This window comes from Cytobacillus sp. IB215665 (assembly GCF_033963835.1).
Lineage (GTDB): Bacteria > Bacillota > Bacilli > Bacillales > SM2101 > Nanhaiella.
Map to the genome: position 1 here is coordinate 423175 of NZ_JAXBME010000002.1, position 20869 is coordinate 444043.

A 20869-nucleotide genomic window follows, 5' to 3' on the forward strand; every position below is an offset into this window, starting at 1 on the left:
AAAAGCATCGGAATTTATTTATTCCGATGCTTTAATTATTATATTTTATAGCCACGTACTAGCACCAGCTAATAACGTTGTAAGTAACATTGTACCGAGCATGACATAAATGATAACCTTTTGTGTCTTTTTACGGGACATTCTTTTTCCCCTCCTAAACAAAGCTTTCTTTATATCATTTTAACCTCAAATGATAACTTGGACAAGAAGTTATTCTATGAAGTTGTAGTTGATTTTGGAAATTAGAATAATTGAAGGAAAATGTCGTTTTTTGCAGAATAAGTTAATAAGGAAAGCGAAGCCGACTCAATTCCATCTTAAATTAGCCCACCTCCTGTAGGCAACAGTAGGATATCGTCATCCGTGACTTCCTCGACAAGGATTGAAGACTATACATTAGAAGTCGTTTTTTAATGCCTTCAGTTGTATAGATGAAGCAACTCGATAGGCAAGGAGGCGTAACTGGATAATTGGAAAGCGCAGCATATGTAATTCCACCTAGAATAAGTAAGCTTACGCTCAGTGGATATCGATGTAATGTCATCACTAGTGACTCTCTAGACTAGAATTGCAACCTATGGTCTAGTATGAGGTAATATGTTATGGAAACTACAGTTTTATTACTGATAAGAGTAGCTATCTAATCACTTTTGTGTGAAGATATTTTACTAGAAAGGGTGTTATTGCTATATGGTAAAGAAAATTGATCATATTGGTATTGCAGTACGTTCAATAAAGGAAGCGCTACCATTTTATCAAGATGTACTTCAGCTACATTTAGAAGGAATCGAAGAGGTAGAGTCTGAAAAAGTTCGCGTAGCCTTTTTAAAAATAGGTGAATCTAAGTTAGAACTATTAGAACCAATACACACAGATAGTCCCATAGCAATTTTTATTGAAAAACGTGGAGAAGGTATCCATCATATAGCATTAGCTGTAGACTCTATAGAACAACGACTAGAAGATATGAAGGTGAACGGGATTCGGATGATTAACGAGAAAGCAAAAACGGGTGCAGGAGGTTCGCAAATAGCTTTTATTCATCCTAAATCGACAAAAGGTATTTTATTTGAACTTTGTGAAAAAAGAAAGCAGGAGGATTAGCATGGAAGACATCTATGAAAAAATTAATGACTTATACGATCGACGTAGAAAAGTTGAGATGGGTGGTGGGGATAATAAAATAGCTAAACAGCATGAAAAAGGTAAATTAACAGCTCGAGAGCGTATTGAGCTGTTAGTAGATGAAGGAACATTTGTTGAATTAAACCCATTTATTGAACATCGTTGCAACGACTTTGGTTTAGGTAATAAGGAAGGTCCTGGAGATGGAGTTGTAACAGGATACGGGAAAGTCAACGGGAAACCGATATATTTATTTTCGCAAGATTTCACTGTTTTTGGTGGCGCACTAGGCGAAATGCATGCTAAAAAAATAGCAAATGTAATGGATTTAGCAGTTCAAAATGGAGCTCCATTTGTCGGACTAAATGACTCTGGTGGCGCCCGAATCCAAGAAGGGGTTTTGTCTTTAGATGGCTATGGCCATGTCTTTTATAGAAACTCAATCTATTCAGGTGTGATTCCACAAATTTCGGTAATTATGGGACCTTGTGCGGGAGGAGCTGTTTACTCACCTGCAATTACTGATTTTGTTTTCATGGTAGAAAAGACGAGTCAAATGTTCATCACTGGTCCAAAAGTAATTGAGACTGTTACTGGTGAACAAATTAGTTCGGAGGATTTAGGTGGAGCTAATGTACATAATTCTATAAGCGGTAACGCCCATTTTTCTGGTCAGACGGAAGAGGAAGTACTCGCTCAAGTTCGAAAATTACTAAGTTATTTACCTCAAAACAATGAGGAGAAGGCTCCTATTTATGACGTTTCATCAGATGATGATTATCGAGCAGATTTAACAGATGTGATCCCATTTGATCCTGTTCGTCCATATGATGTCCGTAAAGTCATTGAACAAGTTGTAGATGAAGGCTCTTTTTTAGAAATTCATGAGCACTTCGCTCGCAATATAGTTGTAGGCTTTGCGCGAATAAGAGGCGAAGTAGTTGGACTCGTATGTAACCAACCAAAGTTTATGGCGGGAGGATTAGATATCGATTCTTCAGATAAGGCTGCACGATTTATTCGTTTTTGCGATTCGTTTAACATTCCACTTATCACGTTTGAAGATGTGACGGGTTTTTTCCCAGGTGTTAAACAAGAACATGGTGGAATTATTCGTCATGGTGCAAAAATTTTATATGCTTATTCTGAAGCGACTGTTCCAAAATTAACAGTAATACTTCGTAAGGCATATGGTGGAGCATATGTTGCGCTAAATAGTAAGTCAATCGGAGCAGATATTGTATTTGCATGGCCAAATGCTGAAATAGCTGTAATGGGCCCTCAAGGTGCGGCAAATATTATTTTTGCAAACGAAATTAACGCAAGTGAAAATCCTGAAGAGATACGAGCACAAAAAATAGAAGAATATCGGGAAAAGTTTGCAAACCCATATGTAGCAGCTAGTCAAGGTATGGTTGATGACGTCATCGACCCACGAGAAACGAGAATTAAAATAGTTCAAGCACTTGAAATGCTGAGGAATAAGAAAGAACAGCGTCCGAAAAAGAAACACGGCAACATCCCGTTGTAGGAACGAAATAGGAGCTGACTGTTCTGATCTTCCTGTACAAAAACCTTTAACAGTGGAAGACGCACAATGTCTCTTGGCGGCGTGACCTCGAGGGGATAGGCGCTGAAGTTAGCAGTAACAAAAACGTAAGCGCCTTGTTCATCCCCGACAAGCACTGGAGCTAATTCGCATGAAGGTGCTTTTTACCTTCAGGTGAATTGGTGAAGTGACCTCGAGGGGATAGGCGCTGAAGTTAGCAGTAACAAAAACGCAAGCGTATGCAAATACTTATAATTAGCCCAAGTCCTGTGTGCAACGGTGGATTACCACCCTTACTCCTCTGACAAGCGTTAGAGTAAACTTGACATGATGGACACATTCACCAGCTTACGTTTCCTCCTTATAACTAAACATTGAAGTTTAACCGAGCTTTTATTCAAATAAACAATAACAGTATTTTAGAGAAGCATTATGTAATTTGGAGTAATGCTTCTTTCTTTTTTAGTTGTGTAGTTTAAGATGAAGCTAATAATGAATGTAGGATAAACATAACATTGGTGGCCTGCATTAGAAGAATGGATAACCGACAAAAGGTGAAAAATAAACTGTTTTATATTACACTAGAAATGTGCAAAAGTGATAAAATGATGGAGGAATGACAATGATTCAACAAGATCGTCTAGTTAACGAATTTATTGAACTAGTGAAGGTAGATTCTGAAACAAAATATGAAACAGAAATAGCAAAAGTATTAAAGGAAAAATTTTTATCCTTAGGTGTAAAAGTAGTTGAAGATGATACAACTTCACAAACAGGGCATGGTGCTGGCAATTTAATTTGCACATTAGAAGGTACAAGAAATGGAGTTGACCCAATCTATTTTACGTCACATATGGATACAGTAGTACCAGGAAATGGCATCAAACCTTCGATTAAAGATGGTTACATTGTAACTGATGGCACAACGATTTTAGGTGCAGATGACAAAGCTGGATTAGCTGCAATGCTAGAAGCAATTCGTGTGTTAAAAGAAAATAATATAGCACATGGAACGATTCAATTTATTATTACTGTTGGTGAAGAGTCTGGTCTAGTCGGCGCAAAAGTATTAGACCCATCACAAATCATTGCAAAGTATGGTTATGCTATTGATAGCGATGGTAAAGTAGGTAATATTGTGGTAGCTGCACCTACGCAAGCGAAAATAATAGCAACCATCCATGGAAAAACAGCTCATGCTGGGGTTGCTCCGGAAAAAGGAGTTTCTGCAATAACAATTGCGTCAAAAGCAATTGCACAAATGCCGTTAGGCCGTATTGATGAAGAAACAACTGCAAATATTGGACGCTTTGAGGGTGGCTCCCAAACAAATATTGTTTGTGATCGTGTTGATATTTTAGCTGAGGCACGCTCATTAGTTCAAGAAAAAATGGAAGCACAAGTTGCAAAAATGAAGGATGCTTTTGAATCTGTTGCAGAACAAATGGGTGGAAAAGCTGATGTAGAAGTCAACATTATGTATCCAGGATTTAAGTTTGGTGATGGCGATCATGTTGTTGAGATCGCAAAAAAAGCTGCAAAAAAAATCAATCGTCCATGCGAACTACAAAGAAGTGGTGGGGGCAGTGACGCTAATGTAATTGCTGGGTTTGGAATTCCAACAGTTAACTTAGCAGTTGGTTATGAAGAAATACATACAACAAATGAAAAAATACCAATTGAAGAATTAGTAAAATGTGCTGAAATGGTCGTTGCAATTATTGAAGAAGTAGCGAATTAAGGTAAGGATCAGGCTCCATTTCCTTATCGTGGGAAGTGGGGCCGATTTTTTAGTTAAGTAATTTCGTAAAATTTGTTGCCATTGTTACCTTGTAACCAACATTAATATAGAAAAAAAGATGCTACGGCGCTATATGGATATATGTAATTTATAAAACAACAACGAATACGAAAAGAGCCTTTGATTTGCTAGAAATTGTTTGCATTTCAAAAGAATGTACTTAGCAAATAGTTTTTGTAGTCGTTGCCGTTTGAAGGGGGAATTTAGATGGAAAGCAATAAAGTGGTCGTTTTTAATATAAATAAGGAAGAATACGGATTTCCAATTAACCAAGTCGTTTCGATAGAAAAAATGGCGTCTGTTACGATCATCCCTCAAATGCCTCCATATGTGATAGGTGTCTTAAAAATTCGCGATGAGCTTGTACCGATTATTGATACGAGAACTATTTTATTTAACAACTCTTTTGAAACTATGGATAACATTAAATTAATAGTTACAAAAGCTAAAGATATTACTGTCGGGTTTGTAGTTGATGAAGCAAAGGAAATTATTGATATTTCAAGTGATTATATAAAAGAAGTTCAACTTGTACAGTTTAAAAAGACGTCTTATTTCACAGGTGTAGCAAATTTACAAAATCGCTTAGTAACTTTAATTGATCCTGCTATGCTATTTGATAGTTTGGAAGGGAAAGAAGACATTAAAGGACATATGCTCAGTCACCAATAATAGGTGACTGTCTTATCACATTAATTTTGGAAGTGTTTTTTATGAAACATTTATATCCGAAAAATGGTCAAGTAATTTTACATGTAGACATGAATAGTTTTTATGCATCTGTTGAAGTATCATATGAACCATCGCTTAAAGGAAAGCCTATTGCGATCGCTGGAAATGTAGAAGAACGAAGAGGAATTATTATAACTTGTAGCTACGAAGCACGTGCTCTAGGAGTTAAGACTACAATGCCCGTATGGGAAGCGAAAAAGCTATGTCCAACACTATCGATAATTAAGCCAAATTTCGAAAGATATAGGAAAGCTTCATTGCAAATGTTTGACGTGCTTAGAACAATTACTCCACTCGTCGAGCCGGTGTCCATTGATGAAGGATACGTAGATATTACTAATTGCTATGAGCTCGGTTCACCTCTTCAAATCGCCACAGAGATACAAAAAAAACTTCTTCACAATCTGCAATTACCTTGTAGTATTGGTATAGCACCTAATAAATTTTTAGCTAAAATGGCATCAAATATGAGAAAACCGCTTGGTATCACGATTTTGAGAAAAAGAGATGTAGCAACAAAGCTGTGGCCGTTACAGGTTGATGCTATGCACGGGGTTGGTAAAAGAACAGCAGAAAAGTTAAAGACAATCAATATTCAAACGATCGAGCATTTAGCGAAAGGAAACGATGTTCAGTTAAGAAACCTTCTTGGAATTAACGGTATAAAGTTGAAGGAAAGAGCAAATGGGCAAGATGGGAGGCAAGTTGACCCAGAGGCGATTTATGATCGTAAAAGTATAGGTAATTCAACAACTTTACCACACGATACAATTGATGAACGTAAAATAGAGAAAGTATTGCAGAAATTAGCCCTATCGGTAGGACAACGTTTGAGGCGTAAACATTTAGTTTGTCAAACAGTTCAACTAACGATCCGCTACGCTAATCGCAAAACAATTACTCGCAGTCAAAAGCTTTCAAACCCAATGTCTAATGATGAGATGCTTTTTTCGACAGGGCTACAACTATTAAAAAGCCATTGGGATGAGCAACCGATTCGTTTGCTCGGTATTACAGCTCAAAACTTACTTGAAAAAGAAAGTGCATCAAAACAACTTGATATTTTTTCATTCGAAGATGATGCTAGAGAAGAACCATTAGCTAATACGATAACACAAATAAATGAAAAGTTCGGCAAAGATACGATAAAAAGAGGTGTGAAAGTTAACAAATCAAATGATTATGGAGATAATGAATCAGGCACAAGTTTTGAAAAAGACTTTTTCCTGTAGTACCTTAGTGTGTGGAACTTGATTATAGTAGTATATTTGTGGTATTTTCAAGGTTGAATATAGAATTTGTTGATAGAAAGGAAGTACTTATCATGACAAAACAGCAAATTGGTGTGATCGGCTTAGCGGTCATGGGGAAAAATTTAGCATTTAATATTGAAAGTAGAGGGTACTCTATATCTGTATATAATCGTTCACGTGGAAAAACGGATGAAATGCTTAGTGAAGCACAAGGAAAAAATGTAAAACCTACTTATAGCATTGAAGAATTTGTGGAATCACTTGAAGTACCACGGAAAATCATGTTGATGGTTAAGGCAGGGAAACCGACGGATGCAACGATTGAACAATTACTTCCTCACTTATCAAAAGGGGATATTTTAATAGACGGTGGAAATACTTATTTTGGCGATACACAAAGAAGAAACCAACTGTTAGCTGAGAAAGGCATTCACTTTATTGGTACAGGGGTTTCAGGTGGAGAGGAAGGTGCTTTAAAAGGCCCAGCTATTATGCCAGGTGGCCAAAAGGAAGCATACGAACTTGTACGACCAATTTTTGAAGCTATTTCCGCAAAAGTTGATGGTGAGCCTTGTTGTACATATATTGGCCCAGATGGAGCTGGACATTATGTAAAAATGGTGCATAATGGAATTGAATATGGCGATATGCAACTTATTAGTGAAGCTTATTTTCTATTGAAAAACGTCTTAGGACTCAACGCTTTAGAACTTCATGAAATATTTAAAGAGTGGAATACTGGTGAACTTGATAGTTATCTCATTGAAATCACAGCAGATATATTCAAAAAAGTTGATGAGGAAACAGGGAAACCTCTAGTTGATGTTATCTTAGATACAGCTGGTCAAAAAGGCACAGGAAAGTGGACAAGCCAAAGTGCTCTTGACCTTGGTGTACCATTACCTATTATTACAGAATCTGTTTTTGCTCGCTTCATATCTGCTATGAAGGAAGAACGGGTTAAAGCAAGCTCCATGTTAAGTGGTCCACAATCACCTGCTTTTGACGGAGATAGACAAGAGTTTATTGAAGCCGTAAGAAAAGCATTGTATATGAGTAAAATATGTTCCTATGCTCAAGGCTGGGCTCAGTATAAAGCTGCTTCTGAAGAATATGATTGGAATCTACAATACGGAGATATTGCGATGATTTTTAGAGGCGGATGTATTATTCGAGCAAGATTCCTACAAAAAATTAAGGATGCATATGATAGAGATGCTCATTTACCAAACCTTTTGCTTGATCCATATTTTAAAGAGATCGTTGAAAGCTATCAATCATCACTACGTGAGATTATTGCTAGTGCGGTGAAGTTAGGTATTCCTGTACCTGCATTTTCTAGTGCTCTCGCTTATTACGATAGTTATCGTACTGAAACTTTACCTGCAAACCTACTTCAAGCACAGCGTGACTATTTTGGAGCGCATACGTATCAAAGAATTGATAAAGAAGGCATTTTCCATACAGAATGGTTAGAAAAATAAAAGTAATGAAGAAAGCTCCTTAAGGTGGGGCTTTCTTTTGTATATTTGAAGATTAAATTATTTATTAGTCAATAGGAGGGGAAAATTTTGCTAAAGAAGCAGTTTATTTCGGAAAATTTAACACTATCATATGAAGATGTTGGACAAGGGGAACCAATTGTCTTACTGCATGGATTTTGTGGGAGTCATGCATATTGGGAAAGGATTATGCCAGAATTAGCGAAACAATATCGAGTAATTGCTCCTGATTTACGCGGGCACGGAGGTTCAACTTATCAAACCGACGAATATACCATTGAAGATATGGCTGAAGATATTAAACTTCTGTTAGAAGCGCTGAATATTAATAAAGTTTCAATGTTTGGACATTCCCTAGGTGGGTACATTACACTCGCTTTTGTAGAACGTTATAGTAGCATGCTAAATAGTTTTTCACTCGTTCATTCGACTGCTTTTGCTGATTCAGATGAGGCGATAGCCGGTAGGGAAGCGAATATTAAAAAAGTTGAAAAAGACGGTGTAAGGCCACTAATTAATGGTTTAGTCCCTAAGCTTTTTTCGGAAAATAACGTAATGAAAATGATGGAAGAGGAGGCTTACATAAAGGAAATTGGGTATAAAACATCAAAAGAGGGAACTATTGGTGCGTTAAAGGCAATGAAAAACCGCCCAAATCGCAGCGATATACTAGAGCATACTTCTTTACCTGTGTTATTAGTCGCAGGAGAACAGGATCTAATCATACCAACAGCTAAGGTGTTTTCCACTTCAAAAGATAATGTAACTCAATCTCTAATTAAACACGTTGGTCATATGAGCATGTTTGAGGATAGTGAACAGTTATTATCAGATATAAAAAGTTTTTTATCGTGAGAACCGATAAAAAATAATTTCGCTGTTACTGAAAATCATTGATAAATATAAGAGCGGGGAGGATGATTTTTTGAATTACGTTATTATAGGCGGTGATGCAGCTGGTATGAGTGCTGCTATGCAAATTATTAGAAATGACAGCGATGCCAAGGTCACAACATTAGAAAAAGGTGGAATTTATTCTTATGGACAATGCGGTTTACCATATACGATAAGTAGAGTAATTCCATCTACTGAGAAACTTATAGCTAGGTCTGTGGAGACTTTTCGAGACAAGTACGGAATTAATGCTCAAATATACCACGAAGTTCAAAATGTTATTCCTGAAGAAAAAGTAGTTCAAGGTATTAACAGCCATACCGGAGAAACGTTTGCTTATGAGTATGATAAATTATTAATTGCTAGCGGTGCATCACCTGTCGTTCCAAAATGGAAGGGTGTTGACCTTAAGCGTGTGTTTACACTGAAAACAATCCCAGATGCTAATAGCATACTTGAAGAACTGGATGATAATATAAACAATGTGACTGTAATTGGTGGTGGTTACATTGGCTTAGAGATGGCAGAGAACTTCAAAATGCTTGGAAAAAATGTTCGCATGATTCAACGTGGTAGTCAATTGGGAAGCATTTTTGATGAAGATATGGCTGAACTCATTCATGAAGAAGCAATAAAGCATGGAATAGAGTTAAATACAAATGAGAATGTCCTTTCTTTGAATGGGGATAAATTTGTTGAATCAGTGCAAACTGATCGTGGTGAATATGACACAGATCTCGTTTTAATAGCTATCGGTGCAAGACCTAATACGACATTTGTGAAAGACACGGGGCTTGCTTTTGGCGTAAAGGGTGCAATTCAAATAAATCGTTATATGCAAACAAATATAGAGGATGTGTATGCGGCAGGAGATTGTGCAGTACAATATCATATGGTAAAAGGACAAGATGACTATATTCCTCTTGGAACGACAGCAAACAAGCAGGGAAGGCTTGCTGGTTTAAATATGGTAGGAAAGTCAAGAACTTTTGCAGGAGTTACGGGGTCATCCATTATTAAATTTATGGATCTATCGTTAGGGAGAACAGGACTTTCTGAGAAAGAAGCTCATGCTCTAAAAATTCCCTATGAAACAGTAAAAATAACTACGAAGCATATTGCAGGGTATTATCCAGGAGCTGATCCAATCCATATAAAGCTAGTTTATAGAAGTGATAACCATCTTTTACTTGGTGGACAATTGATCGGTAAAGCAGGGGTCGATAAGCGTGTGGACGTATTAGCAACAGGGCTGTATAATCGCATGTCAGTAAACGAACTAGAAGATCTTGATCTATGTTATGCTCCGCCATTTAACGGTGCGTGGGATCCGATTCAACAGGCTGCTAGAAGGGTACGGTAAACACTAGAATCATAGTTGTAGCATTGATTGATATTTTTTGTACTGACAAATCATTATGTATATAACTCAAGTTCGAGCATCTATTTCTTCGTTAACGACTATGAAATTGTATAAAAGTTGCTTAGCAGTTCAAATATATTAACTAAAACAACAAAGTTTCCAAAAAAACTTGATATAAAATAAGGAGGCTTATGTGGATACAAAAAGAATTGCAGGAGAAAAAGCAGTAGAATATATTACAGATGGAATGACAGTAGGACTTGGAACGGGCTCAACAGTATATTGGACAATTAAAAAGCTCGGTGAGTTAGTAAAAGCAGGGCTTTCGATAACGACTATACCTACCTCAAATCATACAGAGATATTAGCAAGAAAGTTAAATATACCATTGAGTAATTTTGATGAAATAAAAGAACTTGATATAACAATAGATGGTGCTGATGAAATTGATGCTGAGTATAATCTTATAAAAGGTGGAGGTGGTGCATTGTTGAGAGAGAAGTTAGTTGCTCTTTCTTCAAAACAGTTAGTCATAGTTGCTGATGAAACCAAAATCGTGGAAACCTTAGGAAAGTTTCCACTACCAATTGAAGTTGTACCATTTGCTTGGCAAAGAACTGCTAAGGAAATTACTCAGCAATTGAATGTATTGCCTCAACTACGAACTGTTCAGAATGAGCCATATATTACTGACAATGGAAATTACATACTTGATTGTAATGTAAGTGAAATTCATGCTCCAGCAGTGTTACAGCAAAGCTTGAAACAAGTTTCAGGAGTCATTGATACAGGTTTGTTTCCGAATATGGCCAACGTAGTTATCATTGGGTCAAGTGATGGTGTGCAAGTTATTGAAAAGGTATAGGTTGTTTCTTTGTAGATATTTGTCTACACTAAATCGCTCGCTAAGGTTTAATACAGAAAAATGCTACAAACATTAGCGATATAAGCTTTCATCAATAACAATCGATGTGTTAACAGTTGAAATAAAAAAATAAAATGTGTACACCTTTTTACATATGGATGTACACATTTTTATATTGAAAAACTATTTATGAGAGCTCTTTATTTTACATACCTTCAAACAATAAAACACGCGCTGGAGCAGCATCACAGCCCTGCAGCTTTATTGGAGCAGCAACCATAAAGTATTCACCAGCAGCTACCTCTTTTAAACGAAGACCTTCGATAATAATAACATCATTCGTAAATAATGTTTTATGTGTTGGATGTCCTGGCTGGCTTCTTTCGATGCCTAATGCATCAACACCAACACCCTTTATTCCTTTTTCAGCAAGATAAGTTGCAGCTTCTTCATTTACAAAAATAAATTCAAAATTAAACTCTTCATCATACGAATTTTTCGTTTTGAATATAACAAAATCATTTTCCTGAATGTCGAATTTTTCAATGTCTTTTTTTGTAATCTGGTCTTCAACCTCTGTTAGGTCAAATACTTTACATTGGCCTACTAAGTCTTCAATTGATATCGTTTCAATCGTTTCGCCATCATTAATCATATGTAGAGGCGCATCAACATGCGTGCCACTGTGCACATCCATATCAATTCGAGATTCGGTTATATAATCATTAGTTACAGTTGTTAAACTCGGTTGTTTTGCAGGTGTATTTTTGTACACAGGCATTCCTGTATAAACTTGTGCAGTCACATCATACATCTTCATTATTATTATTCAATTCCTTTCATGGGGTATGTCCCCCGCTAAATTAATATGTATATCTGGTGGAGGGTTAAATCCCCCACCAAGCGAAGCCATCTTTTGCAAGGAGTTGATCTGCTAATTTTGGTCCTGTTGTGCCAGCTTCATAATTAGGAAAATCCTGTGCTTTCTCTTTTTCCCAAACAGATGATATTGTATCAACAAATTTCCAAGAAAGAGCAACTTCATCCCAATGTGTAAAGTTCGTAGCATCACCCCTCATACAATCAAAGATGAGTTTTTCATATGCTTCAGGCGTATTTATGCCGTCCACACAATTATTGCAATAATCTAGCTGTATAGGTGTTGTTTTCATCGTCTGTCCACTTCTTTTTGCATTCAAATGCAATGTAATTCCTTCATCAGGTTGAATGTGTATGACGAGTAAGTTAGGGTGCATCGTTTCCCCTTTTTTATAATAGAGGTTCATCGGTACATCATTAAATTGAACTACAACTTTCGTTGATTTTGTAGGCATTCTTTTACCTGTTCTTATGTAAAAAGGTACCCCTGCCCAGCGGAAATTATCGATAAGTAGTTTTCCAGCTACATACGTTTCAGTATTAGACTCTGCATCAACTAAATTTTCTTCACGGTATGCGCTCACGTTCTTATCGTTAACGATTCCTTTGCCGTATTGACCACGAACAAAATAATCATTAACTTCTTGTTCTTCTATTGGACGAAGTGCACCTAATACTTTTACTTTCTCATTTCGAATTTCTTTTGTTGCAAGCTTACTTGGTGGTTCCATTGCTAGGAGAGATACGATTTGTAGCATATGGTTTTGCAGCATATCCCGCAATGCTCCGGATTTTTCATAGTATCGTCCACGATCTTCGACACCAAGTGATTCACTAGACGTAATTTGGATATTTGATATATATCTATTATTCCAGAGCGGTTCAAATAAAGCATTCGCAAAGCGAATAACTTCGATATTTTGAACCATTTCTTTACCCAAGTAATGATCGATACGATATATTTGATCTTCAGAGAAGGATTCTCTAATTTGTTCATTTAATTTTTGTGCTGATGGTAGGTCATGCCCGAAAGGTTTTTCAATGACTAGCCTTGACCACCCTTGAGTGTTTGTTAATCCTTCTGATTTTAAGAAAGAGGCAATTGTACCGAAAAACTCCGGAGCCATTGCTAAATAAAACATTCGGTTGCCCACGGTGTTATATTTTGTATCAAGTGTGTCTACTAACTCCTTTAATTGCTCGTATGAAGAACTATTCGTTACGTCAAAAGGGTGATAGTAAAAATGCGACGTAAAATCATCATTATCAAGCTCTTGGATATTGGAATCTTCAATCGAAGTTTTTACATCGTTACGGAACTCTTCGTTTGATAAAGGTCGCCTTGCAACCCCCACAACTGCAAAGTCATTAGACATCTTTTTTTCCTTAAATAGGTTATAAATGGAGGGATATAATTTTCGCTTTGCTAAGTCACCTGTTGCTCCAAAAATAATAATAATTGCTTTTGGTTTTTCTACATTGCTCACGCTCAAAACCTCTCTCTTCTCGTAGCGTTAAAAGTATTTATGCAATACTTAATTGTGGTTTGTAAGTAAAAGGAAAATATATGATATTAGCTGATCCTTTATATTTAGTTTTATCATAAATGACTACAAAAATAAAATTTATAGCAACCAATTTTATGTTTTAAAAGAAAAAATACGATAAAACAGGCTAATATTCTACATATTTATCGAAAAAAACCGACACCTACATAGTAAACTTATGTATTAAATATATACTTAGTAACAAAAGTCTATTAATACAACAGCTACTGGTATGATGAAGTTCTGGAGTCATTATTTGAAGAAATCATACATGAGTTTAACTATCATTTTTCTTTTTGCCTAATCTAACTGTAGTTGTTATGCTTAGTATAGCGCAACGGTGGGGGAGGTATTATTATGGAAGTTATTTTTTTAGGAACAGGGGCTGGTGTACCTGCAAAGGAGCGGAACGTAACATCAATTGCTTTACAATTGTTAGAAGAGCGTGCATCCGTGTGGCTTTTTGATTGTGGTGAAGCAACTCAACACCAAATTTTACATACGTCAATTCGCCCGAGGAGAATAGACAAAATTTTTATCACCCATCTTCATGGCGATCATATTTTTGGACTTTCAGGGTTATTAGGAAGCCGATCGTTTCAAGGTGGAGAAACACCAGTGACAGTTTATGGACCGAGCGGTATTAAAGATTATTTAACCATCTCCTTAAAAACTAGTAGCACCCGCTTAAAATACGATTTACATATTCATGAAATTGATGAAGGGTTGATCTATGAGGATGAGCAATTTCATGTTACTGCAGGTAAACTTGAACATGGTATCACTTCCTATGGATATCGAATTGTTGAAAAAGATTTACCAGGAGCGTTACTTGTAGACGAGTTAAAAGCACGTGGTATCCCCCCTGGTCCAATATACCAACAAATAAAAAAGGGTTTAACTATTGAGTTAGAAAACGGTGACATCATTGATGGAAAACAATTTATTGGTCCAAGCCAAAAAGGGAGAATTATTACGGTTTTAGGAGATACGAGAAGTAACGAAAAAAGTGTTGAACTCGGTAAAAATGCAGACTTATTGATTCATGAAGCAACTTTTGGAGGAGCTGAAGAAGAGTTAGCTTATAATTATTTTCATTCAACTAGTTATGAAGCTGCAGAGATTGCAAAAAAGGCTAATGTTAAAGCTTTGATGCTAACACATATTAGCTCGCGCTATCAGGGGAGTAGCTCTGAAGTGCTTGTAAATGAGGCTCGTGAGATATTCGATAATACATATATGGCTCATGACTTTTTGTCATACCCTATTCCAAAATTATCAAGAGGTATGAAAGGTTAATGTCATTTTTTTGATATGAAGTTAGTTTCTACTTCATTTAAATGGGTTGTCATCAGGTGGGGAAATGCTCCACCTGATGAAATAGATTGCTCTAAGGTAGAATTGGGTATGCTAAGCTTTGCTATTTAACAAGTTGTGTTAAAGCTGCCCCCAATTCAGTTGATCTATCAGTTGCCCGTTTTATACACGCAATTACAGCTTGTTGATATTGATGCTGTTCTAGGACCTGTATGCCAGCCTCTGTTGTACCACCTGGACTTGTCACCTCGCGTCTAAGTGTGGCCGGTTGTTTTTCTGATGTCTTTAACATTTCTGCTGCCCCGATAATTGTTTGTAAAATAAGCTCTTTGGCAACAGCTTTATCTAGGCCAATTTCAACTGATGCATTTTCCATTGCTTCCACTAAATAATATACATATGCTGGCCCACTTCCAGAAAGGCCTGTTACAGCATGTAACTTGTCTTCAGCAACTATAGTAACGATCCCAACAGTTTCAAACAATGTCCTAGCAATTTCTAAATGGCTTTTTGAACTATATGTTCCTTGTGCCAAAGCAGTTGCGGATTTGCCAATGGTTGCAGACGTATTTGGCATGGCTCGTATAACAGGGTTCTTTTCCTGTAAAAGTTCATTTATAGATGTCGTAGAAACGCCTGCCAACAATGAAATAATGAGCTGATCTGCTCGAATATATTTCGATATGGAGGACAACCCTTCAGCCACATCTTTCGGTTTCATTGCTAGGACGATAACATCCGCATTCTTTATAAGGCTTTCTTTAGTGGTAGTCGTTGTCACCCCATATTTATTCGATAATTCTACTAAACGAGAATAGTTGGAGCGATTTGTTACTGAAATTTGCTTTGGTTGATACAGTGATTCCTTCACCATACCAGCTATTAGCGCTTCAGCCATCGAACCTGCTCCGATGAAAGCAATATTTAACTCGGTGCTCATTGTAATCCCTCCAAAATCAAATTGATATTCCAAAAAGCATGTGAAATATAAAAAGACCTATTTCATCCATAAAAAGGACGGAATAGGTCTATTTCCGCGGTACCACCTTCATTGACAATAACACTCGAAACTCACAATTCACGAATGAAAATCGTCCAGCTCTCTCCCGTAACGAGGGTATACGGTTAGTTTTGCTAACTGCTCCTGGGTAGGTTCATTGATTAAGCGGGTTATGAAATCTTTCAGCCGATGGATTTCATTCTCTTATTACCATTAATCATTTACTAGTCCCATTCAGTGCATTTGCTATATGGTTAGAAGGCATAAATTGCCTAGGTTATTTGTGTCTAGTTATCGAGCTTGATCGGGTTCAAGTCGTTCAGACATACATTTGAAGACAAAAGGTGTATTCATGTGTTTGTCTTTCAGCTCATATACCCAACAAGTTTTGATTTTCAGTTTTCTTATTTGTTTGTCATTATGAATTGTCCACATCTATTTGTCAATAGCTATCAGTTGATTTTTTTTACCGCATTAACGCGTTATCATATCTAATTATTTGAATATAATGACAAGTGAGAGGAAAACATGTAAACTATGATACATAGTATATGATAATTAAACTCCTCATGTTAGGGGAGCTATCAAATTGTACGTTAACAGCTGAAAAATGATTATATAAATATAATTGAACATGAAAGGGTGAAAGTAATGGAGCAAATTTTAAAATTAACTGTACCAACACCATTTCCAGTTGGTGATGTTAATATGTATCTCATAAAAGGTGACAGCTTAACGTTAATAGACGCTGGAATTAAAACAGAGGAAGCATGGAATGTTTTTAGAACTCAATTAAAGGAATACGGCTATCGTCCAGAGGATATTGAGCAAGTTGTTATTACACATCATCATCCAGATCATGTTGGTTTACTGGATTATTTACCTGCTGATCTACCGGTCATTGGTCATCCGAAAAATGAACCATGGATTAGTCAAGATAAGGAATACTTAACGCAAAGGGAATCTTTTTTTACATCACTTTTTTTTCAAGCGGGTATAGATCCAGCTTATATGCCTCTCATTGCGAAAATGAAACTGTCACTCCGCTTTTCTTGCACTCGGTCATTAACAGGTGAAATTATTCAAGGTGATAAAATTGACGGTTTGCATGAATGGAAGGTTATAGAAACACCAGGGCATGCCCAAAGCCATATCGTGCTTTACCGTGAATCAGATGGACTGTTAATTGCAGGTGATCATTTATTAGCAGCTATTTCACCTAACCCGCTGCTTGAAGCACCTATGTTTGGTGAGATAAACCGTCCAAAACCTCAATTACAATATAATGAGTCAATTAAAAAGCTACTTGATATTGATATCTCTTATGCTTTTACTGGTCACGGAGAAGATATAGAAGATGCACATTCGTTAATTCTTAAACGCCTTGATAAACAAAAAGAAAAGGCATATTATGTGCTAGACATGTTAAAGAAAAAACCTATGACTGCTTTTGAGGTGTGTAAGGAGCTGTATCCTTCTGTTTATCAAAAGGAGTTAGCTCTCACAATGTCTGAAGCGTTTGGGCAATTGGACTATTTAGTTGATATCAACGAAATTGTAGTCGATACATCAAGCGAGCAATGGCTATATTCCGCTCAAGTTTCTAAAGTGTTGTAACGTGAACAAACAGTAGGTATATAAAGGCTAACGGTTCTAGGACCAGTTAGCCTTATTTAAGTAGATGGCTCTTATGCTAAACCACTATATATTGTTTTAAATTTCTTTCTTCAATTTGTACTGCTAATTCGTGTGTTGTTTCTTTCTCAGACCTCAGTGGGTGTGAATAATGAAATGATATCTTAAACATTAAACGGATATATATTTTAACAATTTAGTGTATTTTAGAAGTAAATATTTACAAAAAATGCTTGCACTGATACTATAAAAAAAACTAAAAATTGTAATCGCGACGAAGAGAAGAGTAGATAATATTAATTCTTTACAGAGAGCTCCAACTGCTGAAAAGGAGTAAGAATTATTTGTTGAACCAAGCCTCAGAGTATCGCATTGGAACTTATTTTAAGGGATAGTGTGACAGGTGCTCCTGTTATAGAGCTAGGGTATAAGTATTAAATTTTAATACCGTACCTGAAGAGGTTAATATGGTGACATATTAACAAACTGGGGTGGTACCACGATATATAATCTCGTCCCCAAGACATAACTAGTCTTGGGGGTGAGATTTTTTTTGTTGAACAATTCAAATTTAAATTTAGGAGGATAGAAAATGAGTGAGAATAAGATAATTACCAACAGTTTTATAGATAGATTAATCGAAGACGACTTAATGGATGGTACTTTTAATAGACCTATTTGTACAAGGTTCCCACCTGAGCCAAATGGATATCTTCATATTGGTAGTGTTTATGCTATTCATACAAACTTTATGGTCTCTCAAAAGTTTAATGGGAATTTTAATCTACGTTTTGATGATACAAACCCTTTAAAAGAGGATATTGAGTATGTTAATGCAATTATTGAGGATATTAACTGGTTAGGCTATCGCCCGGGTAATCGAGTATTTTATGGATCAGACTATTCTAATGAAATTTTTAATGCTGCTGTTACATTGATAAAAAAAGGTAAAGCTTATGTTTGTGACCTTTCTCCTGAAGAAATTACAAATTATCGTGGTACTTTAATTGAACCTGGAAAAAATAGTCCATATAGAGAAAGAACTATTGATAAAAATTTAACTTTATTCTTAAAGATGAAAAAGGGTGAATTTCCAACAGCTTCTAAAGTATTACGAGCAAAAATAGATATGGAGTCGCCAAATATCAATTTAAGAGACCCTATCTTATATAGAATTATTCACAAAAACCATTATAGAACGGGTAGTGATTGGTGTATTTATCCGATGTATGATTTTGCACATCCAATTCAAGATTCAATAGAAGGGGTTACACATTCTCTATGCTCCATAGAATTTAGAGACCATCGCCCGTTATACGAATGGGTATTAAGTGAACTCGATGTAAAAGAACCACCGAAACAAAGAGAGTTTGGCAGGGTAAATCTAACAGGAGTTGTAACTAGTAAAAGATATTTAAGAGAGCTGGTAACAGAAGGGTATGTAGATGGATGGGATGACCCGAGATTACCAACAATAAGGGGATTAAGAAGAAGAGGAGTTACTCCAGAAAGTATCAGAAAGTTTATAAATGAAATTGGTTTTGTAAAACATCAAAGCACTGTTAATTATGCAATGCTTGAAAGTATCGTTCGTAACGAACTGAAACCGAAAGTGAAAAGTGTTATGGCTGTGTTAAATCCTTTAAAGGTTACTATTACGAACTTTGATGAAAATAAGAAGGAAATGCTATCAATTGACAACAATGTAGAAAATCCTAATTTAGGAAAAAGAGCTGTACCTTTTTCAAGCGTAATCTATATTGAAAAAGATGATTTTATGGAAGTGCCCGTAAAAGGTTTTAAAAGGTTAACATTGAATTCAGAGGTTCGATTAAAGGGAGCCTATTTTATTAAGTGTAATGAAGTTATAAAGGATGAGACTGGTGAAATTATTGAACTTCGTTGTACGTATGACCAAAAAACAAAAAGTGGAACAGGTTTTGCAGGCAGAAAAGTAAAGGGTACGATTCATTGGGTTTCAGCTCTACATAGTGTAAAAGCAGACGTTATATTATATGAGAAATTATTCGAGAATGAAGATATCGTAAAGGACAAAGAGAAAACATGGATGGAAAAAATCAATCCGAATTCGAAAGTGATTAAAAAAGACTGTGTCATAGAACCTGCTATTAACAACTCAAAGATTGAAAGTAAGTTTCAATTTTTCCGTCATGGTTATTTCAACGTAGATAAAAATTCATCAGCCGAAAAGTTAATTTTTAACAGAATTGTTGCATTAAAAGATTCTTGGAAAAGAAAATAGAATGATGATAATCCAAGTGATTAAATTACAATATTAGTAAACGTCTAGTAAACCAGAAACTACCTCAATTATTAAGGCAATCAATATTTATATTGGAAAAGAAAAGAATTGAAAATGGCTTAGTAAATGTTCGATCCTATCAGGTGTATTAATGCATGTGAAAATACAATGCTTGTCTATAGATAAAAAAACTTTTAAAGGCTACAATTGATAAAACCGTCATATAAAAATAAAATGGGCAAATATGTCTCTTATGGAACTTAATTTTTGCGGGGGAGAAGTATGAATACACTATTAAATAAAAACATCGTTATTACAGGAGCTTCCTCAGGGATTGGTGAAAAAATTGCTTTGAAGGTGGCTGAGATGGGTGCTCGCCCTATAATGCTAGCTCGATCTGAAGACAAATTAAGAGAAATTTCATCATATATAAATGAAAAAGCTTCAGTCGATAGTCTGTATTTTCCACTTGATGTAAGTAACTTAGCTCAAGTAAAGGTAGTTTTTCAACAAATTTATCAACAAGTTGGACATATAGACATTCTCGTAAATAACGCTGGATTCGGTATTTTTGATTCATTTATTGAAGCAAATATGGATGATATTGAACGAATGTTTGCGGTAAATGTACTTGGGTTAACGGCTTGTACGAAGGAAGTGCTACCTTCTATGGTAAGCAATAACTCGGGGCATATTATAAATATTGCATCTCAAGCGGGCAAATTGGCTACACCTAAATCTAGTGGTTATTCAGCTAGCAAGCATGCAGTCATCGGATTTACAAATAGTTTAAGAATGGAGCTTGCTAAAACAAATATTCATGTTTCAGCAGTTAATCCCGGACCAATTGAAACAAATTTTTTCAATACTGCTGATAAATCAGGTAATTATGTGAAAAATGTAAAAAAAATAATCTTGAAATCAGAGTATGTGTCTGAGCAAATCATAAAATTAATGATTCATCCTAAGCGAGAGTTAAATTTACCTAGATGGATGAATGCTAGTAGTGTTTTGTATCATTTATTTCCTAGAGCTTTTGAGAAATTTGCAGGAGTATTTGATAAGAAATAACATTAGTTAATGAGGAGTAATTTAACATTACACAAAACAAACCACCGCTATGAACGGTGGTAACTTGTCTAAG

Annotated in this window: 17 protein-coding genes and 1 other annotated feature; of the genes, 13 read left to right on the plus strand and 4 right to left on the minus strand. The window is 35.9% G+C overall.

The features are described from left to right. Positions 1–45: 45 nt before the first annotated feature. Positions 46–141, minus strand: coding sequence for a stressosome-associated protein Prli42 (gene prli42, locus SLH52_RS04025; RefSeq protein WP_214480176.1), 96 nt, complete (start codon positions 139–141; stop codon positions 46–48). A gap of 549 nt (positions 142–690) precedes the next feature. On the opposite strand from prli42, the gene mce reads away from it, so the two are divergent. The 9 genes from mce (at position 691) to rpiA (ending at position 11084) form a co-directional block, all read left to right on the plus strand. Continuing rightward, positions 691–1104 (plus strand): methylmalonyl-CoA epimerase, encoded by a 414-nt coding sequence (gene mce / locus SLH52_RS04030; RefSeq protein ID WP_320207993.1) that lies wholly within the window; start codon positions 691–693, stop codon positions 1102–1104. Between the two features lies 1 nt (position 1105). Beyond that, positions 1106–2656 carry an acyl-CoA carboxylase subunit beta gene (locus SLH52_RS04035; RefSeq protein ID WP_320207994.1) on the plus strand — a complete coding sequence of 517 codons (1551 nt, stop codon included), beginning with the start codon at positions 1106–1108 and terminating at the stop codon, positions 2654–2656. A 640-nt stretch (positions 2657–3296) separates the two neighbouring features. Continuing rightward, positions 3297–4415, plus strand: a complete 1119-nt coding sequence (locus tag SLH52_RS04040) for a tripeptidase T (protein ID WP_320207995.1) — start codon at positions 3297–3299, stop codon at positions 4413–4415. A gap of 267 nt (positions 4416–4682) precedes the next feature. Next, positions 4683–5147, plus strand: a complete 465-nt coding sequence (locus SLH52_RS04045; protein WP_320207996.1) for a chemotaxis protein CheW — start codon at positions 4683–4685, stop codon at positions 5145–5147. 41 nt (positions 5148–5188) lie between these two features. After that, positions 5189–6439: a DNA polymerase IV gene (locus tag SLH52_RS04050; RefSeq protein ID WP_320207997.1), complete on the plus strand. Its 1251-nt coding sequence runs from the start codon at positions 5189–5191 to the stop codon at positions 6437–6439. A gap of 92 nt (positions 6440–6531) precedes the next feature. Then, positions 6532–7944: an NADP-dependent phosphogluconate dehydrogenase gene (gene gndA, locus SLH52_RS04055; RefSeq protein WP_320207998.1), complete on the plus strand. Its 1413-nt coding sequence runs from the start codon at positions 6532–6534 to the stop codon at positions 7942–7944. A gap of 87 nt (positions 7945–8031) precedes the next feature. Next, positions 8032–8817 (plus strand): alpha/beta hydrolase, encoded by a 786-nt coding sequence (locus SLH52_RS04060; protein ID WP_320207999.1) that lies wholly within the window; start codon positions 8032–8034, stop codon positions 8815–8817. A 70-nt stretch (positions 8818–8887) separates the two neighbouring features. Continuing rightward, on the plus strand, positions 8888–10219 hold the full coding sequence (locus SLH52_RS04065; RefSeq protein ID WP_320208000.1) for a CoA-disulfide reductase: 1332 nt from the start codon (positions 8888–8890) through the stop codon (positions 10217–10219). 193 nt (positions 10220–10412) lie between these two features. Then, on the plus strand, positions 10413–11084 hold the full coding sequence (gene rpiA, locus SLH52_RS04070; RefSeq protein WP_320208001.1) for a ribose-5-phosphate isomerase RpiA: 672 nt from the start codon (positions 10413–10415) through the stop codon (positions 11082–11084). 205 nt (positions 11085–11289) lie between these two features. Here rpiA and SLH52_RS04075 read toward each other — a convergent pair whose 3' ends face one another. After that, positions 11290–11904 carry a cyclase family protein gene (locus tag SLH52_RS04075; protein WP_320208002.1) on the minus strand — a complete coding sequence of 205 codons (615 nt, stop codon included), beginning with the start codon at positions 11902–11904 and terminating at the stop codon, positions 11290–11292. A gap of 67 nt (positions 11905–11971) precedes the next feature. Continuing rightward, entirely contained in the window at positions 11972–13450 is a 1479-nt protein-coding gene (gene zwf, locus SLH52_RS04080; protein WP_320208003.1) for a glucose-6-phosphate dehydrogenase, read from the minus strand. Between the two features lie 417 nt (positions 13451–13867). On the opposite strand from zwf, the gene rnz reads away from it, so the two are divergent. Further along, positions 13868–14809, plus strand: a complete 942-nt coding sequence (rnz, locus tag SLH52_RS04085; RefSeq protein ID WP_320208004.1) for a ribonuclease Z — start codon at positions 13868–13870, stop codon at positions 14807–14809. Positions 14810–14930: 121 nt separating this feature from the next. Here the strand turns inward: rnz and proI are convergent, their stop codons facing one another. Then, positions 14931–15767, minus strand: coding sequence for a pyrroline-5-carboxylate reductase ProI (gene proI / locus SLH52_RS04090; RefSeq protein ID WP_320208005.1), 837 nt, complete (start codon positions 15765–15767; stop codon positions 14931–14933). 711 nt (positions 15768–16478) lie between these two features. On the opposite strand from proI, the gene SLH52_RS04095 reads away from it, so the two are divergent. The 3 genes from SLH52_RS04095 (at position 16479) to SLH52_RS04105 (ending at position 20796) form a co-directional block, all read left to right on the plus strand. Continuing rightward, positions 16479–17444 carry an MBL fold metallo-hydrolase gene (locus tag SLH52_RS04095; protein WP_320208006.1) on the plus strand — a complete coding sequence of 322 codons (966 nt, stop codon included), beginning with the start codon at positions 16479–16481 and terminating at the stop codon, positions 17442–17444. A gap of 283 nt (positions 17445–17727) precedes the next feature. Further along, positions 17728–17985, plus strand: a binding site (T-box leader). Between the two features lie 69 nt (positions 17986–18054). Beyond that, on the plus strand, positions 18055–19725 hold the full coding sequence (locus SLH52_RS04100; protein ID WP_320208007.1) for a glutamine--tRNA ligase/YqeY domain fusion protein: 1671 nt from the start codon (positions 18055–18057) through the stop codon (positions 19723–19725). Positions 19726–20007: 282 nt separating this feature from the next. Beyond that, on the plus strand, positions 20008–20796 hold the full coding sequence (locus SLH52_RS04105) for an SDR family oxidoreductase (RefSeq protein ID WP_320208008.1): 789 nt from the start codon (positions 20008–20010) through the stop codon (positions 20794–20796). The last annotated feature ends 73 nt before the right edge of the window (positions 20797–20869 follow it).

Coding starts and splice junctions, on each gene's coding strand:
- proI (WP_320208005.1), bottom strand. CDS start 15,767: ATGAGCACCGAGTTAAATATTGCTTTCATCGGAGCAGGTTCGATGGCT.
- gndA (WP_320207998.1), top strand. CDS start 6,532: ATGACAAAACAGCAAATTGGTGTGATCGGCTTAGCGGTCATGGGGAAA.
- SLH52_RS04045 (WP_320207996.1), top strand. CDS start 4,683: ATGGAAAGCAATAAAGTGGTCGTTTTTAATATAAATAAGGAAGAATAC.
- rnz (WP_320208004.1), top strand. CDS start 13,868: ATGGAAGTTATTTTTTTAGGAACAGGGGCTGGTGTACCTGCAAAGGAG.
- SLH52_RS04075 (WP_320208002.1), bottom strand. CDS start 11,904: ATGAAGATGTATGATGTGACTGCACAAGTTTATACAGGAATGCCTGTG.
- SLH52_RS04095 (WP_320208006.1), top strand. CDS start 16,479: ATGGAGCAAATTTTAAAATTAACTGTACCAACACCATTTCCAGTTGGT.
- SLH52_RS04100 (WP_320208007.1), top strand. CDS start 18,055: ATGAGTGAGAATAAGATAATTACCAACAGTTTTATAGATAGATTAATC.
- SLH52_RS04040 (WP_320207995.1), top strand. CDS start 3,297: ATGATTCAACAAGATCGTCTAGTTAACGAATTTATTGAACTAGTGAAG.
- SLH52_RS04105 (WP_320208008.1), top strand. CDS start 20,008: ATGAATACACTATTAAATAAAAACATCGTTATTACAGGAGCTTCCTCA.
- mce (WP_320207993.1), top strand. CDS start 691: ATGGTAAAGAAAATTGATCATATTGGTATTGCAGTACGTTCAATAAAG.
- SLH52_RS04035 (WP_320207994.1), top strand. CDS start 1,106: ATGGAAGACATCTATGAAAAAATTAATGACTTATACGATCGACGTAGA.
- SLH52_RS04050 (WP_320207997.1), top strand. CDS start 5,189: ATGAAACATTTATATCCGAAAAATGGTCAAGTAATTTTACATGTAGAC.
- prli42 (WP_214480176.1), bottom strand. CDS start 141: ATGTCCCGTAAAAAGACACAAAAGGTTATCATTTATGTCATGCTCGGT.